The sequence below is a fragment of the Christiangramia sp. genome (genome assembly GCF_029937855.1).
Lineage (GTDB): Bacteria > Bacteroidota > Bacteroidia > Flavobacteriales > Flavobacteriaceae > Christiangramia.
The window spans coordinates 55,062-71,699 of sequence record NZ_JAPYPC010000023.1 but is presented as its reverse complement, the minus strand read 5'-3'; the positions used below and the strand labels follow the sequence as shown (position 1 = coordinate 71,699).

Genomic DNA, 16,638 nt, shown 5'->3' with positions numbered 1-16,638 from the left:
ATTTAGATAGAGTTTCGTAAACCTGGATTTTGAATGCATCCGACGACCAAAGGGATAGGAATGCACAGTTTTTCATCAATGGATAAAATGAACAAGTATCTTAATAAAATATGTCAATTTCCTAAGCTAGGTAATTTTATATCACGGGTCTCCGCTTGACGAGATTTAGAGAAATTTCAGAAAAGCCCAGAATGGTCTTTTTTCCAGATATTTTAGATCGCTTTCACGCCGATAAGCTTCCCTCTCAAAACTTATATTTCGATAAGCCAGCATTCCATTACGACAATCCAGATAGCGAACAAAAAATTCTATCGCATACCATACATAAAAAAAAATAACCAGCAGTTCCATTTGTTGCCTAAGATGTATTTTTTCATGGTTCAAAAAAAGTACGTCCTGCTTTAAATACTTATTCTGAAGTATAACAAAAGGCCAAAGGCTAATGCCTTTAAATCTGCCGGAAAGTAGCTTTTTGTTCACGATCAAAATCATGCTTTCAAGATAAGAAATTGTATTTTAGCCCTATGAATTTTCAGAAAAAAAGAATTCCGTTAGAAGATGGAGATTACTATCTTACTCCAGAAGGCTACCGTTGTTTTACTGAACAATATCACCTAAAAAGAGGTTATTGCTGTGAAAGTGGTTGCAGGCACTGCCCATACGGATATAATAAAAAAACGAATTCCCAAGAATAATACAGAATGAATTTTAAGGACCAGATACTTGAAGGAATCCCCGATGAATTACCTAGCCCAAAAGCATATGATGAATCTCTGAATCACGCTCCAAAACGAAAAGATATTCTGGATGAAGATGAAAAAAAACTGGCTTTAGAAAATGCTTTAAGATATTTTGATAAAAAACATCATAAAACTTTACTGCATGAATTTAAGGAAGAACTGGAAAAATATGGCAGGATCTATATGTACAGATTTAAACCAGATTATGATTTTTACGCCAGACCCATAGATGAATATCCCGGAAAAAGTGTTCAGGCAAAAGGGATCATGCTTATGATCCAAAACAACCTGGATCCTCAAGTTGCGCAGCACCCGGAGGAATTGATTACCTATGGCGGGAATGGAGCTGTATTTCAAAACTGGGCACAGTATAGATTGACTATGCAGTACCTGGCGATGATGGACAACCACCAGACGTTGGTAATGTATTCCGGCCACCCTATGGGCTTATTCCCTTCGCATCCTAATGCGCCACGGGTTGTGGTTACAAATGGAATGATGATCCCGAATTACTCTAAACCTGACGACTGGGAAAAATTTAACGCACTTGGAGTAACTCAATACGGACAGATGACCGCTGGAAGTTTTATGTATATAGGTCCGCAGGGAATTGTTCACGGGACGACCATTACCGTCTTGAATGCCGGAAGAAAAATTTCCAAAACCGGAGAAGGACTTGAAGGAAAATTATTCGTCACCTCCGGATTGGGAGGAATGAGCGGTGCTCAGCCAAAAGCTGGAAATATCGCCGGTTGTATCACTGTTTGCGCCGAAGTAAACCCAAAAGCCACTCAAACCAGGCATAAACAGGCCTGGGTAGATGAAGTGATAGATGATATTGAAAAACTTGCCAATAGGGTTAAAAAAGCGAAAGCAGAAAAAGAGGTAGTTTCTATCGCTTACCCGGGAAATGTGGTGGAGATCTGGGAATATTTCGCCGAGAACGATATTTTTATAGACCTTGGAAGTGATCAAACATCGCTTCACAATCCCTGGGCCGGAGGATACTATCCAGTAGGATTAGGTTTTGAAGAAGCTAACGAAATGATGGCTTCAAACCCGGCACTTTTTAAAGAAAAAGTTCAGGAAAGTTTGAGAAGACAGGTTACAGCTATAAATAAACATTCTAAGAAGGGGACTTATTTTTTTGACTACGGAAATGCTTTTTTACTGGAAGCATCCAGAGCGGGAGCGAAAATATATAAAGATCACAACGGAGAATTCTCAAACTCTCCTTCCCCTAGGGAAGGGACCGGGACCTGGGCTTATCCAAGTTATGTTCAGGATATTATGGGACCCATGTGTTTTGATTATGGATTCGGGCCGTTTAGATGGGTGTGTGCTTCCGGAAAAGATGAGGACCTTCAGAAAACAGATGAGATTGCCACTGAAGTACTCACGAATTTAAAAGAAGACTCTCCGGCTGAAATTCAGCAACAGATGCAGGACAATATTCAGTGGATCAAAGGCGCTCAGGAAAACAAACTGGTGGTTGGATCTAAAGCCAGGATACTCTACGCAGATGCCGAGGGAAGGACCGCCATTGCCAAAGCTTTTAATGATGCAATAGGCCGGGGAGAAATAGGACCTGTAGTACTGGGACGAGATCACCATGATGTCTCAGGAACAGACTCTCCATACCGTGAAACTTCTAATATTTATGACGGCTCACGTTATACCGCAGATATGGCAATTCAAAATGTTATAGGTGATAGTTTTCGTGGAGCTACCTGGGTAAGCATTCATAATGGCGGTGGTGTTGGCTGGGGAGAGGTCGTTAATGGAGGCTTCGGCATGATTCTTGAAGGTGATAAAGCATCAGAAGACCGATTAAAATCTATGTTATTCTGGGATGTAAATAACGGTATTGCCCGTAGATCCTGGGCCAGGAATGAAGAAGCAATTTTTACTGCAAAGCGTGCCATGAAAATGAACCCGCAGTTAAAGGTTACCATCCCTAATCTAGTAGATCCGGATCTTTTGGATTAAAAAATTTTCAATTTTAAAACTTAATCTATGAATTTTCTTAGAATTACTCCTGTTTTACTACTATTCGCAGTAGTATTAACTTCATGCAGCAGTGTAAAGGTTGCTTCAGATTATGATCGGGAAGCCAATTTCACTAATTATGGAACCTATGCTTTCTTTAAACCCGGAATAGATAAAGCTGAAATTTCTGATCTTGACAAGAAAAGAATTTTAAGAGCTATTGAATCTGAAATGGAGAAAAAAGGTTTTACTAAATCTGAAGACCCAGATCTCCTTGTGAGTATTTTTACCAAGACCAATGAAAATATTAATATCTACAACAATGCATATCCGTATTGGGGATATGGATGGGGTTGGAATCCCTGGTATTGGGGAAGCGGATTCAATACCGTGAACAGCACCAGTGAAGGCACCCTTTATATAGATCTTATAGATTCTGAAGGTAAAGAACTGGTTTGGCAGGGAATGGGAACTGCCGCGCTTGCCAGCAAAGTAAATAGAAAGCAGGAACGAATCAATGAAATAGTTGCCAAGATCATGGAGAAATATCCTCCTGGCATGGAGAAATAGATAAATGATTAAAGCCCCTTTTTAAGGGGCTTCTTTATACCTAATAGCTAGCTAATATCTTTCCTTTTCTTTGACAAATTTTGTACTTTTAACGCAAACGTTTTAGTGAAACTCAATCATGTTAGATAATATACAATCCAACGAGATACTCGACAGGTTACCTGCCCATCTTCAGCAATATATAAAACCTCAGAATTATGATGATTACAGCCCTATTAACCAGGCTGTCTGGCGTTATGTAATGCGAAAGAATGTAGATTATCTAAGCAAGGTTGCTCACGACTCCTATCTTGAGGGCTTAAAAAAAACTGGTATATCTATAGATAGCATTCCAAATATGTATGGAATGAACCGTATCCTCGAGGAAATTGGCTGGGCGGCAGTTGCCGTGGATGGATTTATTCCTCCAGCTGCTTTTATGGAATTCCAGGCATATAATGTTTTGGTAATTGCCAGTGATATCAGGCAACTGGAGCATATAGAATATACACCCGCCCCAGACATTATTCATGAAGGCGCAGGACATGCCCCGATTATTGCAAATCCTGAATATGCCGAGTATTTAAGACGTTTTGGAGAGATTGGCTGCAAAGCTATATCGAGTTCCCACGATTATGAGGTTTATGAAGCTATTCGGGAACTTTCCATTCTAAAAGAGGCGGAAGATACTCCAAAGGAAAAAATTAAAGAAGTTGAGAAAAGAGTGGATGAACTTCAAAACGCTGAAGTTAAGCCAAGCGAAATGGCCCAGATTAGAAATTTACATTGGTGGACTGTAGAATATGGCCTGATAGGCACAGTTGAAGATCCTAAAATATACGGTGCCGGATTATTATCCTCAATTGGAGAAAGTAAATCCTGCATGACCGCTGCGGTAGAAAAATTCCCTTATACCATTGAAGCTGCTAAAAAGGAATTTGATATCACAAAGCCACAGCCTCAGCTTTTTGTAACACCAGATTTTGCCCATCTAAGTCTTGTTCTGGAAGAATTCGCCAATAAAATGGCTTTAAGAAGAGGTGGCCTGGAAGGAATACAAAAACTGATAGATTCCAAAAATCTTGGAACCATAGAGTTTAGTACAGGAATTCAGGTCTCAGGAAATTTTTCAAGGGTTATCGAGCACGAAGGAAATCCAATATATATACAAACTAAAGGAAAGACCGGATTATCGTACAGAGAAAAAGAACTGGTTGGGCATGGAGTTTCCACACACCCGGAAGGTTTCGGTTCACCAATTGGTAGCCTAAAGGGCATCAACCTGGCGATCGAAGATATGAGTCCACGAGATCTTAGGGCTTACGCTATTTATGAAGGGGAAAATGTCCAGCTTGAATTTGAAGGAGGTATAAAAGTGGAAGGAGAGATTATTACCGGGACCAGAAACCTACAGGGAAAAATAATCCTAATTAGCTTTAAAAATTGTAGCGTAACTTACCATGATGAAGTGCTATTCAAGCCTGAATGGGGCCAATATGATATGGCCGTGGGAAAAAAGGTGATCTCAGCCTTTGCGGGTCCGGCAGATCACAATTCATTTGATCTTATAACCCACACACCCTCTACCACAACGATCAAAAGCAAGAAAACCCCAGAACGGGAGGAACTGGAATCGCTTTATAGATCGGTAAGAAATATACGAGATGGGAAAAACGCTAAATTTTCTCTATCTGCAGCATTCGATATCGTAAAGAAACATCATGTAAAAGACTGGTTGCTTTCGATAGAGATTTATGAATTGGCGATGGACCTTGAACCAAACTTAGCAAAAGAAGTAAAAAACCGATTACAGGAGATCAAAGAAGAAAGGCCTGAAGTTGCACATCTTATAGATGACGGTATAGAAATGACTATAAGCAAAATGGTAACTCCCTAGATTTTTAAATCATCCAGACTTTCTGAATTTTCAATGAGCCGGTTCTGATATTCCAGGGTCCAACCCATTGTATTTGTAAGAATATAGATTTTTTGGAGCTCGCTGATCAGCCTGTTCTTGGCATTCGATTTTAAAGTTGAATTTTCAATTTTTTCATTCAATCCCTTTTCAATACGGGACTTGATCTTGTTATAATCTTCAGCTTCAAACTGATTAAGATAATCCTGTGTAACATCATAATATTTGATATTAGGGTTGATATTTATCTCTTCCTTTGGAATCTTCTTTATAATGACCCTTTTTTCTTTTTCATCAACTTCAATATTCAGCTTACTTAAATCATAAGCTATACTCACTTCCGCATTCACCACGATAAGCGCCTTCTTGCGGGCAGACAAGACATCAAAATAAAAACTCTTTGAATTCTTATATGTGAACACCTGGGAAAAAGTACCTTCAGTCACAACAAGTTTCCCCACGTTTCTAATTTGCTCCTGAATAAGTGCAGTGTTTTCCTTTAAACTTTCTTTCTCATCATTCCTCTGTTGCCAGTACAATAATCCTAAGATTACTACAGCAAGCATTAAAATGACTAATAGAATATTTTTCATGAAAATTTATTTAGGAAAGGGAAATTAGAAAAAAAAGGAAGAGTATGAGGGTTTTTGAATTCGAAAAGAAAGTTAAAATTATGAATAAAAACTAAAGGACGGCCCCACCCGTCCGTTAGTATATTCTAAAATCTACCCCAACAAATTTTAGAAAGCAAATCATTTATAATTATCTGATTATATAATATTAAAGAATAAAAACAGACGTAAATTATTTATGATCTACCTGGTAAAAATACGATTATTTTAATATAAAGCATGAAAAATATATAATCTGAAGATTAAAGATTAAGCTATCCCAATAAGGACAAGGGCTAGGAAAAAGTAATTTCAGGGTAATTTTTATGAATTTCCTCGATTTTAGCTTGTAATTTCGTAAGAAATTTCTTATGTGAAGGAGAGTCTTCTGCGTGTGGTCGGTGAGAAAGTTGCTTTTGAATTTTGTCAATTTCGCGATTTAACCCTAATGATCTTTCAGTAAACCAATTTTCTGAAAACATCTTCCAAATGTATTCTATAGCTAAATTATTAGGATGTAACATATCATCGGCATAAAATCTATAATCTCTAAGTTCGTCCATAAGGATTTCATAAGAGGGAAAATAGGAGGTCATGGGATTAGACTCTAAAAATTGATGAACCGCCGCTATTAAGTGTGCTTTACTGCGTTGATTTTCCTGAAAACCGTCTTTTAAATGTCTCACCGGTGAAATTGTAAAAATTAGGGTGGTATTTTGATTTATCTGTGAAACGGAGTGATTAATAACTTCCAGGTCGTTTATAATTTCATTAATAGAAGAGAGTTCTTTTTTAAACTTTTTCTGCGGAATCTTATGGCAGTTTGCCGCTATTTTCTCTGTATTTTCATAAATATATCCCCAGGCAGTACCAAGGCTAATAATAACATGAGATGAATTTTCGATGAATTCCCTACCTATTTTTAATTGACCATTCAGAGCCTCCAGACAATCTTCCTGGGTCTCTCTTCGCATATCTGAATGCGCTTCTAATGACTGCCAATATCCATTAAATTCAAGCACATCCTTTTTCTGAAATTCTTCATTATTAGACATTCGTTGAAAAAACTGTCTTATAGGAGAAGGATGGAAAATAATTCCAGAAGGATTTTGAAGGCTTTTCAATTTAAACCATTTGAGTTTATCACCGATATTTTCAACAAAACAGGAACCAATTAAAAAAACTCCTGAAGTATGATCAATCTTGGGAGTACCATCCTTAACCGGAACATGTGTCCTGAAATCCATAACTTTAAATTAAAAAAATCCCGGCGATATTCCGGGATTTTAAATGTTATTTTATAAAACTTTCAGCTTTTTGCAACGCTTCGTTAAGCCCATCAGGATTTTTCCCTCCCGCAGTCGCGAAGAAAGGTTGACCTCCACCACCCCCCTGGATATATTTACCCAGCTCACGAACTATTTGTCCTGCATTCAGCTCTTTTTCCTTCACCAGGTTTTTAGAGATAAAGCAGGAGAGTAAGGCTTTGCCGTTTAGTTCTGTTCCGAAGAGTAAGAAGAGATCATTTATCTCCTCTCCTAACTGAAAAGATAGATCTTTTATACCGGCTGCATCCAAATCTACCTTCTTCGAAAGAAAATTAACTCCATTAACAGCTTTAACTTCATGTTTTAAATCTGATTTTAAACTCTTAGCCTTATCTTTTAATAGACTCTCTACCTGTCTTTTAAGCACAGTATTCTCTTCCTGAAGATTATTTATAGCTTTTACGGGATCGTTTGCATTCTTCAATCCGCTTTTAATCTCTTCAAGAATGCTGGTCTGTTCTTCAAAATATTTCATGGCAGCCTCACCTGTAATAGCCTCGATTCTCCTAATTCCTGAAGCAACCGCCGATTCTCCCGTAATTTTAAAATACCAGATATCTGAGGTAGTCTGCACATGGGTGCCACCACATAATTCCATGGATTCCCCAAACCGGATCGCCCTTACCGAATCGCCATATTTTTCACCGAATAAGGCTATCGCTCCCTGATCCAGAGCTTCCTGATAAGAGATGCCCCGTTGTTCATCAAGGCGAATATTCTCCCGAATGCGGGCATTTACAAAATTCTCCACTTTCTCCAATTCTTCCGAAGTCACCTTACTAAAATGTGAAAAATCGAATCTGAGATAACCACTTTGCACCATGGATCCTTTTTGTTCTACATGCTTGCCCAAAATACTTCTTAAAGCCTGGTGCAATAAATGCGTGGCGGTATGATTAGAAGCTGTATTAGTCCTTTCTGTTCTATTGACAATGGCTTTAAATGCTGCTTCAGTATTTTTTGGAAGCTCCCTGGTAAAATGAACAATTTGATTATTTTCTTTTTTAGTATCTAATACATCGATCGCTTCACCTTCCGAAGAAAGTATAATCCCTTTATCGCCCACCTGTCCACCGCCTTCAGGATAGAAAGGGGTTTTGCTTAATACCACCTGGTACATCTCACCCTTTTTCTTCGATTCCACTTTGCGGTATTTCGCGATCTTCACATCAGCTTCCAACTCATCATAGCCTATAAAGGCTTCATCTTCAACTGGATTTAACTCAACCCAATCACCGGCACTCACAGCTGTAGCCTCACGAGAACGATCTTTTTGCTTTTTAAGTTTAGCTTCAAAGCCTTTTTCGTCAAGTTCATACCCATTTTCTCTTAAGATGAGAGCCGTAAGATCTATAGGAAACCCGAAAGTATCGTAAAGTTCAAAAGCCTTCTCCCCTGAAATGATTTTATCCTTAGCATCTTTCAGTAGATTTTCCAATAAAACCAATCCCTGATCCAGTGTTCTTAGAAAAGAAGCTTCTTCTTCTCGAATCACATTTTCAATTAAATTTTGTTGGGATTTAAGTTCAGAAAAAGTGCTTCCCATTTGAGCACTTAAAACCGGTACTAACTTATAGATAAATGGATCTTTTGTATTGAGAAAGGTGAATCCATATCTAATCGCCCTTCGTAATATTCGTCGAATTACATAACCCGCTCCGGTATTGCTGGGCAACTGCCCGTCTGCAATAGAAAATGCTACCGCCCTAACGTGATCTGCGATCACTCTCATCGCGATATTATTCTCTTCGGAAGTATTATATTTTACTCCTGTGATGTTTTCAATTTCAAAAATCAGCGGGGTAAAAACATCGGTATCATAATTAGATTTTTTGTCCTGCAACACCATACAAAGACGCTCAAAGCCCATCCCGGTATCAATATGTTTGGCCGGTAATTCTTCAAGATCGCCGTTGGCTTTGCGATTATATTGCATAAAAACCAGGTTCCAGATCTCCACCACCTGAGGATGATCCATATTTACGAGTTCTCTACCCGGAGTTTTAGCCTTCTCTTCTTCGGAACGTATATCTATATGAATTTCTGAACAAGGTCCGCATGGCCCCTGGTCTCCCATTTCCCAGAAATTATCTTTTTTGTTCCCATAGATGATCCTCTCTTCGGGAACTATCTTTTTCCAGAGCTCCAGAGCTTCATTATCCAATCCAAGATTATCCCGATCTTCACTACCTTCAAAAACGGAAACATACAGGTTTTCAGGCTTTATCTTATAGACCTCGGTTAATAACTCCCAGGCCCAGTTAATCGCTTCCTCTTTAAAGTAATCCCCAAAACTCCAGTTCCCAAGCATTTCAAACATTGTATGATGATAGGTATCATGACCAACCTCCTCAAGATCATTATGCTTACCGCTAACACGAAGACATTTTTGGGTATCGGTTGCACGATTATTTTTTGGCACGGAATTCCCAAGAAAAAATTCCTTGAACTGTACCATCCCTGCATTGGTAAACATCAGGGTAGGATCATCTTTTAAAACCATAGGTGCCGATGGCACTATACTGTGTGATTTAGATTTAAAAAAATCGAGAAACTGTTTGCGGATATCTTGTGACTTCATTCAGTTATTTTCTTGCAAAATTCATTAAATTATGAAGACGGCAAAACAATTCATATATTTGTTCGTTAACCGTATTAAATCACACGGTATTTGAGCCGTTTCCAGACACAAAAATAGCATAAATTTAACTCATGTCGAAGGTTAAATATTATTACGATAGCGAGACCCTTTCTTATAAAAAGATCGAGCAAAAAAAAGGCAGGCGTTTTGGCATTATTCTGCTAAGCATTACCGGTTCCTTCTTAGCTGGCTTTATACTTCTCATTATTTATCTGAACATTCCTCAAATAGAAACCCCACAGGAAAAGGCACTTAAGAGGGAATTACAAAATATGAAACTTCAATACGGGCTTCTAAATAAGAAGATGGATCAAATCCAGGATGTAATGGCCAATATTGAAGATAGGGACAATAATATTTACAGACTTTATTTTGAAGCCAATCCAATTCCCGAGGAGCAAAGAAAAGCAGGATTTGGCGGAATTAACCGCTATAAGGATCTGGAAGGTTTTGATAACAGTAAACTTATAAAGGAAACTACCAGGCGAATGGACGTTTTAACGAAGCGACTCGTGGTTCAATCAAAATCTTTAGATGAAATTGCAGGGCTTGCTAAAGAAAAAGGAAAGTTATTGGAGGCGATACCTGCAATTCAACCGATTAACAATGAAAATTTAAGCCGAATTGCTTCAGGTTATGGATGGAGAACAGACCCATTCACAAAAGTCAAAAAATTTCACTATGGCATGGACTTTACCGCTCCACGCGGCACTCCCGTGTATGCGACCGGAGATGGACGAGTAGTAAGAGCCGACAGCAGGTCTACCGGCTATGGCAACCATATTAGAATTGATCATGGGTATGGTTACACCAGCCTTTACGGGCATTTATATAAATACAATGTTCGCAGAGGACAGCGGGTTAAGAGAGGTGATGTTATAGGATTTGTAGGAAGCACAGGTCGTTCTGAGGCCCCTCACCTGCATTATGAGATCTTTAAGGATGACGAAAGAATTAATCCCATAAACTTCTATTACGGAAATCTTTCCCCGGAAGAATTTGACGAAGTCCTTGAACGGGCACAACGTGAAAATCAATCACTTGATTAATGCACATAAATCTTCCTGAAAAGCGTTATTATGGTATAGGCGAAGTTGCCGAAGCCTTTAAGGTGAACACCTCCCTAATTAGGTTTTGGGAAAAGGAATTTGATGTTATCAAACCAAAGAAGAACGCCAAGGGAAATAGAAAATTTACTCCGGAAGACATCAAAAACCTTGAACTTATTTACCATTTGGTAAAAGAAAGGGGATTTACCCTGGAAGGAGCTAAAACCCATCTTAAAGAAGAAAAACAAAAGACTCTTACCAATTTTGAAATTATTCGAAAACTGGAGAGTGTAAAAGCAGAACTAGTCAACTTAAAAAATCAGTTATAAAATGAAAAAATGGCTTATCCCAATTGGAATTATTATCGTTCTAATAATATTAATTGCCTCTCCATATAATTCCCTGGTAGATAACGAGGAGAATGCCGAGCAGGCATGGAATAATGTTGAAAGCTCATACCAGAGAAGGAATGACCTTATTGGCAATCTTGTAAAAACAGTGGAAGGCGCTGCAGATTTTGAAAGAGGAACTTTAACTGATGTAATTGAAGCCAGGGCAAAGGCCACCTCTGTAAATGTAGATGCGAGCAACCTGGATGCAGCGCAAATTCAGCAGTTCCAGGAAGCGCAGCAAGGGGTTACTTCAGCATTATCGAGACTATTAGTAACCGTGGAGAGATATCCCGATCTAAAAGCCAATCAGAATTTCCTTCAGCTACAATCGCAATTGGAAGGCACTGAAAATCGTATTAATGTGGCTAGAGATCGCTTTAACGAAGCTGTGGCCACATATGAGAAATCCAGAAGAAAATTTCCCAGCAATATCACCGCCGCTTTATTCGGTTTTGATGAGATGGATGGCTTTGAAGCAGACGCCGGAGCTGAAGATGCCCCAGATGTAGAATTTGATTTTTAATGATATGAGCAAAAAGACGGAAGCATTCCTTACCAAAGCGGAGGAGGAAGAGATCGTAGCGGCGATTAGACAGGCAGAAAGAACGACCAGTGGGGAGATTCGTGTACATCTAGAGCCCACCACCGGTGAACTGGACATTTTTGATCGTGCTATGGAAGTTTTCCATGCGCTAAAAATGGATAATACCAAACAGGATAATGGGGTTCTTATCTATGTAGCTGTAGAAGATCGAAATTTTGTAATCTATGGCGATAAAGGCATCAATGATGTAGTTGCAGATGATTTTTGGGAAAGCACCAAAGACCTTATAGTTTCTCATTTTAAAGAAGGTAATTACAAAACTGGCCTTGTAGAAGGTGTCATTAAAGCCGGGGAGCAGTTACAAAAGCATTTTCCTTGGGATGATAATGATAAAAACGAATTATCTGATCAAATTTCTAAAGGCTAAGCTTATCAAACGATTTCTACTATTATTTATAGTTCTAACAGGATTCACAACACTTGCCCAACGTGATATCCCCCCTAAACCTTCTGAACAAACCAGTGTTTATGATGAGGCAGATATGCTTTCATCTGCTGAAGAGCAGAGGCTTGAACAGAAACTGATAAATTATGCCGATACTACTTCTACCCAGATTGTAGTAGTTACTATTCAGTCTTTGGAAGGCGAATATGAAGGAACTTATGCCGCCCATTGGGCTCACGAGTGGGGAATTGGCCAGAGTGAAAAAGACAATGGACTGCTTATTCTGGTCGCAAAAGAAGAAAGAAAGATCTGGATGACCACTGGCTTCGGACTTGAAGCTTACCTTACCGATGCAAAATCTAAAGAGATCATAGAACTAATAATTCTTCCTGAATTTAGAAACGGAAATATATATGCGGGGCTCAATAAGGGAACCACCGCTGTTTTCCAGGTGCTTAACGGCACATTTAAAGGAGTACCTCGCTCCGGCTCCGGCGGGGGAGGAATCCCGATAAGAGGCATTATTTTCTTCTTCATTTTTATTATGATTATCATCTCAATGTTTAATAAAAGGGGTGGTGGCAGAAATGGAGGAAGAAGATCTGGAAACAGTGTACTTTGGGATGCTATAATTCTAAGTTCATTAGGCCGTGGAAGTTTTGGTGGCGGAAGCTCCGGAGGTGGTTTCGGGGGCGGAGGCGGCTTTGGCGGTGGCTTTGGCGGAGGCGGCTTTGGTGGCGGTGGCGCCGGAGGAAGCTGGTAGTTAAAGTGTAATTAGCAGTTAGCAATCATCAGGAATTCAAAAATATTTTAGTTAAAGAGAGAGTTATTTTCAAAATTCCTGTCAGCCTGAGCGCAGTCGAAGACCAAGTTTTGACTTGAGACTTGAGACTTAAGACTTAAGAAAAATGTACATATAAAAAATGTCCTCAAAGTTTGAGGACATTTTTTGTTATAATTTTCTAATAAAAAACTTAAAACTTTTCTTTTAACTCAACACTTATAGCTAGTAGCTATGAAACAGCCTTAAGTTTACTCATAGTGGACTTATTCAGCTTATCATCAGCATATTCACGGGTTACTGTAAAATGATCTTCATTACTTTCAGGCAATTCAAACATGGCATCTGTTAAAATCGCTTCACAAAGTGAACGCAGTCCCCGAGCTCCGAGTTTATACTCCACAGCCTTATCTACAATATAATCCAAAGCATCATCTGTGATATCAAACTCGATATCATCCATTTCAAACAACTTTCGATATTGCTTAATAATAGCATTTTTAGGCTCTGTTAATATAGCCCTAAGCGTTTTTCTATCCAGCGGATTCATATAAGTCAAGGCTGGTAAACGCCCAATAATTTCAGGGATCAGCCCAAATTCTTTTAAATCCTTCGGAATAATATACTTGAGAAGATTGGTTCTCTCTATAGTATCTTCACTTTTTGAAGCACTGAATCCTACCGCCTGCATATTTAATCGCTTACTGATAATCCTTTCAATACCATCAAAAGCACCACCGGCAATAAATAAAATATTCTCTGTATCTACTTCAATGAATTTTTGATCGGGATGTTTACGCCCTCCTTTTGGTGGCACGTTAACAGTAGTTCCCTCAAGTAACTTCAGTAGTGCCTGTTGTACACCTTCACCGGAAACATCACGTGTAATAGATGGATTATCACTTTTACGGGCAATCTTGTCTATTTCATCTATGAATACGATTCCACGCTGAGCTTTTTCAGTATTATAATCTGCTGCCTGTAAAAGGCGGGTTAAGATTCCTTCCACATCCTCTCCCACATAACCTGCTTCCGTTAAAACAGTAGCATCTACAATAGCCAGAGGTACATTTAGCATTTTTGCAATAGTCCTGGCCATAAGGGTTTTCCCAGTACCGGTCTCCCCTACCATCACTATATTACTCTTCTGGATCTCTACATCATCTTCGCTTTCCGGTTGTAATAATCGTTTATAGTGATTGTAGACCGCCACCGACATTACTTTCTTGGTTTCTTCCTGACCAATAATGTATTCATCCAAAAACGATTTAATCTTTTTTGGCTTACTCAGCATAAGGTCTGAAGAAAGTTCGCGAGCTTCTCCCTGCTTAGACTCTTCAACTACTATTCCGTGAGCCTGTTCTATACAACGATCACAAATATGGGCATCTAAACCAGCAATAAGCAGATTGGTTTCGGGCTTTTTTCTACCACAAAAGGAACATTCTAAATCTTCTTTCGCCATTATTTAAATTTTCAGGTAATTACTTCGTTTTGAGTAATATACTATTTATCCTTCTCTTTTTAAAACTTCATCAATCATACCATATTCTTTAGCTTTTTCAGCTTTCATCCAATAATCACGGTCACTATCCTCATGAACTCTTTCATAAGTTTGTCCTGAATGTTTGGCTATGATTTTATATAATTCCTCTTTTAAAGTAACAATTTCTCTTGCGGTGATCTCTATATCACTGGCCTGTCCCTGTGCTCCGCCCATTGGCTGGTGAATCATCACCCGACAATGTGGCAAGCCGCTACGTTTTCCATCTTCACCTGCGCATAAAAGTACCGCTCCCATAGAAGCTGCCATTCCCGTACAAATAGTCGCCACATCTGGCTTTATGAACTGCATGGTATCATAGATACCAAGCCCCGCATACACACTTCCTCCCGGGGAGTTAATATATATTTGGATATCCTTCGCCGCATCGGTGCTTTCCAGGAACAATAACTGCGCCTGCACAATATTAGCTACCTGCTCATTGATTCCGGTACCAAGGAAAATAATCCTGTCCATCATCAATCGTGAAAAAACATCCATCGCCACAGCATTCATCTGGCGTTCTTCTATAATATTAGGAGTCATACCCTGCGGAAGCATGCTACTAACAATTTTATCGTAATAATTGCTGTTTATATTATGATCTGAGACAGCATATTTTTGAAATTCTTTTCCGTAGTCCATCAACTTTCTATTGTTTTTCTATTGTAATTAATTTACCGGTAAAAACCAAAAAAGGCGTTATCCCGATTGAGTTAACGCCTTAAAGATAATTAATATATCGTAAAAAGGCTTACTCGTAAATAGCTTTCACAAATTCTTCGTAAGTCACTTCTTTTTCGTCAAATTTCATATTCTCTTTATAAAATTCGAGAAGTTTTTCATTCATCAATTGCTCAGAAAGCCTCTTAACCTCATCCTGATTAGAGAGAATTCTCGCCGCGATATCATCCAGTTCTTTTTGGGAAGGATCCATCTGGCCAAATTGTGCCATTTGCTGCTTGATCTTTTCTGAAGCAAATTCCTTAAGATCGTTAAAGTCAACATTCAGATTGTTGTCATTTACCACCTTTCCTTCGATTAACTGATAACGAAGACCTTTTTCGCTCTTTTCATATTCTTCTTTTGCCTCTTCTTCGGTCATTGGTTTTTCACCAACCGTCTGGATCCATTTCTGAAGGAATTCTTTTGGCAATTCAAAATTTGTAGCTTCAATAAGAGCTTCGGTAATATCGTTCATCAACTGCTGATCGCTCTGCTGTTGAAATTGTTTTGCAGCATCTTCCTTTATCTTCTCCTTTAATTCGGTTACCGACTTTACTTTATCTTTTCCGAAAAGCTTATCAAATAATTCCTGATCAAGATCTGCAAGTTCTCTTTCGTTGATTTCAGAGATAGTAAATTCTACCTCGACATCCAGGTCGTGAGCTTTATCGTGCTCAATTCCCAAGTGATTGATCAATGCATGATCGTCTTCAAATAAACCTTTCGTTTTCAAAGTGATCGTATCACCAACTTTAGCACCTACAAATTTATTAAGGTTACGTTTTCCTTTAATATTGGAAAGCTCGATCGTAGTATCCTTTTCAATCCCTTCCTCTTCATTTTTGAAAGTTCCTGCAACCGTATCTCCTTCTGCAGCCTCATCTTTGGTTTTTAATTTACCATATTGCTTCTGAATACTTTCAATTTGATCGTTCACCATTTTCTCATCAGCAACGATATTATATTTTGTCACTGGTTTTTTAAGATCCAGATCTACGTCGAATTCCGGAGCAATTCCTAGCTCAAACTCGAAGCTGTAATCGTCTTTTTCCCAATCAAAATTTTCCTGTTCCTTCGGAAGTGGATTTCCCAATACATCAAGCTTCTCTTCAGTAAGGTATTTGTTCAGGCTATCCTGAAGCAATTTGTTCACCTCATCTACCAATACAGCCTGCCCATATTGCTTCTTAACCATCCCCATAGGCACATGACCTTTTCTAAAACCGGGAATATTGGCATTCTTACGGTAATCTTTTAAAATCTTCTCTACTTTACCGGCATAATCTTCTTTTGCGATATCAACTTTAACTACCGCATTTAATTCATCAATATTCTCTCTGGTAATATTCATTTTGATCTAATATAAAAATTGGAGTGCAAAATTA

Annotated in this window: 16 protein-coding genes; 9 read left to right on the top strand and 7 right to left on the bottom strand. The window is 38.7% G+C overall.

Annotated features, from left to right (window positions below):
• Positions 1 to 165: 165 nt before the first annotated feature.
• Positions 166 to 492, bottom strand: coding sequence for a hypothetical protein (locus tag Q1K34_RS12550; RefSeq protein WP_300439349.1), 327 nt, complete (start codon positions 490 to 492; stop codon positions 166 to 168).
• A 32-nt stretch (positions 493 to 524) separates the two neighbouring features.
• On the opposite strand from Q1K34_RS12550, the gene Q1K34_RS12545 reads away from it, so the two are divergent.
• The 4 genes from Q1K34_RS12545 to Q1K34_RS12530 all read left to right on the top strand — a co-directional run bounded on the left by Q1K34_RS12545 (position 525) and on the right by Q1K34_RS12530 (position 5,175).
• A complete protein-coding gene (locus tag Q1K34_RS12545; protein ID WP_011708162.1) occupies positions 525 to 695 on the top strand; it encodes a DUF5522 domain-containing protein in 171 nt (56 codons plus the stop codon).
• A gap of 6 nt (positions 696 to 701) precedes the next feature.
• Positions 702 to 2,729, top strand: coding sequence for a urocanate hydratase (locus Q1K34_RS12540; protein ID WP_300439342.1), 2,028 nt, complete (start codon positions 702 to 704; stop codon positions 2,727 to 2,729).
• A gap of 27 nt (positions 2,730 to 2,756) precedes the next feature.
• On the top strand, positions 2,757 to 3,299 hold the full coding sequence (locus Q1K34_RS12535) for a DUF4136 domain-containing protein (protein ID WP_300439339.1): 543 nt from the start codon (positions 2,757 to 2,759) through the stop codon (positions 3,297 to 3,299).
• Positions 3,300 to 3,417: 118 nt separating this feature from the next.
• Positions 3,418 to 5,175 (top strand): aromatic amino acid hydroxylase, encoded by a 1,758-nt coding sequence (locus tag Q1K34_RS12530; RefSeq protein ID WP_300439336.1) that lies wholly within the window; start codon positions 3,418 to 3,420, stop codon positions 5,173 to 5,175.
• Here the strand turns inward: Q1K34_RS12530 and Q1K34_RS12525 are convergent.
• The 3 genes from Q1K34_RS12525 to alaS form a co-directional block, all read right to left on the bottom strand.
• The gene (locus Q1K34_RS12525; protein WP_300439333.1) at positions 5,172 to 5,786 is read right to left on the bottom strand and encodes a DUF4230 domain-containing protein; all 615 of its coding nucleotides are present in this window, start codon (positions 5,784 to 5,786) and stop codon (positions 5,172 to 5,174) included. The two genes, Q1K34_RS12530 and Q1K34_RS12525, sit on opposite strands and share 4 nt — an antisense overlap.
• A gap of 314 nt (positions 5,787 to 6,100) precedes the next feature.
• A complete protein-coding gene (locus Q1K34_RS12520) occupies positions 6,101 to 7,051 on the bottom strand; it encodes a GSCFA domain-containing protein (RefSeq protein WP_300439330.1) in 951 nt (316 codons plus the stop codon).
• A 46-nt stretch (positions 7,052 to 7,097) separates the two neighbouring features.
• On the bottom strand, positions 7,098 to 9,713 hold the full coding sequence (gene alaS, locus Q1K34_RS12515) for an alanine--tRNA ligase (RefSeq protein WP_300439327.1): 2,616 nt from the start codon (positions 9,711 to 9,713) through the stop codon (positions 7,098 to 7,100).
• Positions 9,714 to 9,844: 131 nt separating this feature from the next.
• On the opposite strand from alaS, the gene Q1K34_RS12510 reads away from it, so the two are divergent.
• From Q1K34_RS12510 to Q1K34_RS12490, 5 genes are read left to right on the top strand one after another with little or no spacing between them, the layout of a single operon-like run.
• The gene (locus Q1K34_RS12510; RefSeq protein WP_300439324.1) at positions 9,845 to 10,822 is read left to right on the top strand and encodes a M23 family metallopeptidase; all 978 of its coding nucleotides are present in this window, start codon (positions 9,845 to 9,847) and stop codon (positions 10,820 to 10,822) included.
• Positions 10,822 to 11,151, top strand: coding sequence for a MerR family transcriptional regulator (locus tag Q1K34_RS12505; protein WP_300439321.1), 330 nt, complete (start codon positions 10,822 to 10,824; stop codon positions 11,149 to 11,151). Before Q1K34_RS12510 ends, Q1K34_RS12505 begins: the two co-directional genes overlap by 1 nt.
• A 1-nt stretch (position 11,152) precedes the next feature.
• Positions 11,153 to 11,737, top strand: a complete 585-nt coding sequence (locus Q1K34_RS12500) for a LemA family protein (protein ID WP_300439318.1) — start codon at positions 11,153 to 11,155, stop codon at positions 11,735 to 11,737.
• Between the two features lie 4 nt (positions 11,738 to 11,741).
• On the top strand, positions 11,742 to 12,185 hold the full coding sequence (locus tag Q1K34_RS12495) for a TPM domain-containing protein (protein WP_300439315.1): 444 nt from the start codon (positions 11,742 to 11,744) through the stop codon (positions 12,183 to 12,185).
• Positions 12,145 to 12,966 carry a TPM domain-containing protein gene (locus tag Q1K34_RS12490; RefSeq protein ID WP_300439355.1) on the top strand — a complete coding sequence of 274 codons (822 nt, stop codon included), beginning with the start codon at positions 12,145 to 12,147 and terminating at the stop codon, positions 12,964 to 12,966. Before Q1K34_RS12495 ends, Q1K34_RS12490 begins: the two co-directional genes overlap by 41 nt.
• A 250-nt stretch (positions 12,967 to 13,216) precedes the next feature.
• Here the strand turns inward: Q1K34_RS12490 and clpX are convergent, their stop codons facing one another.
• The 3 genes from clpX to tig form a co-directional block, all read right to left on the bottom strand.
• The gene (gene clpX / locus Q1K34_RS12485; RefSeq protein WP_300439312.1) at positions 13,217 to 14,449 is read right to left on the bottom strand and encodes an ATP-dependent Clp protease ATP-binding subunit ClpX; all 1,233 of its coding nucleotides are present in this window, start codon (positions 14,447 to 14,449) and stop codon (positions 13,217 to 13,219) included.
• Positions 14,450 to 14,494: 45 nt separating this feature from the next.
• The gene (clpP, locus tag Q1K34_RS12480) at positions 14,495 to 15,172 is read right to left on the bottom strand and encodes an ATP-dependent Clp endopeptidase proteolytic subunit ClpP (protein ID WP_300439309.1); all 678 of its coding nucleotides are present in this window, start codon (positions 15,170 to 15,172) and stop codon (positions 14,495 to 14,497) included.
• 109 nt (positions 15,173 to 15,281) lie between these two features.
• A complete protein-coding gene (tig, locus tag Q1K34_RS12475) occupies positions 15,282 to 16,604 on the bottom strand; it encodes a trigger factor (RefSeq protein WP_300439305.1) in 1,323 nt (440 codons plus the stop codon).
• Positions 16,605 to 16,638: the final 34 nt, after the last annotated feature.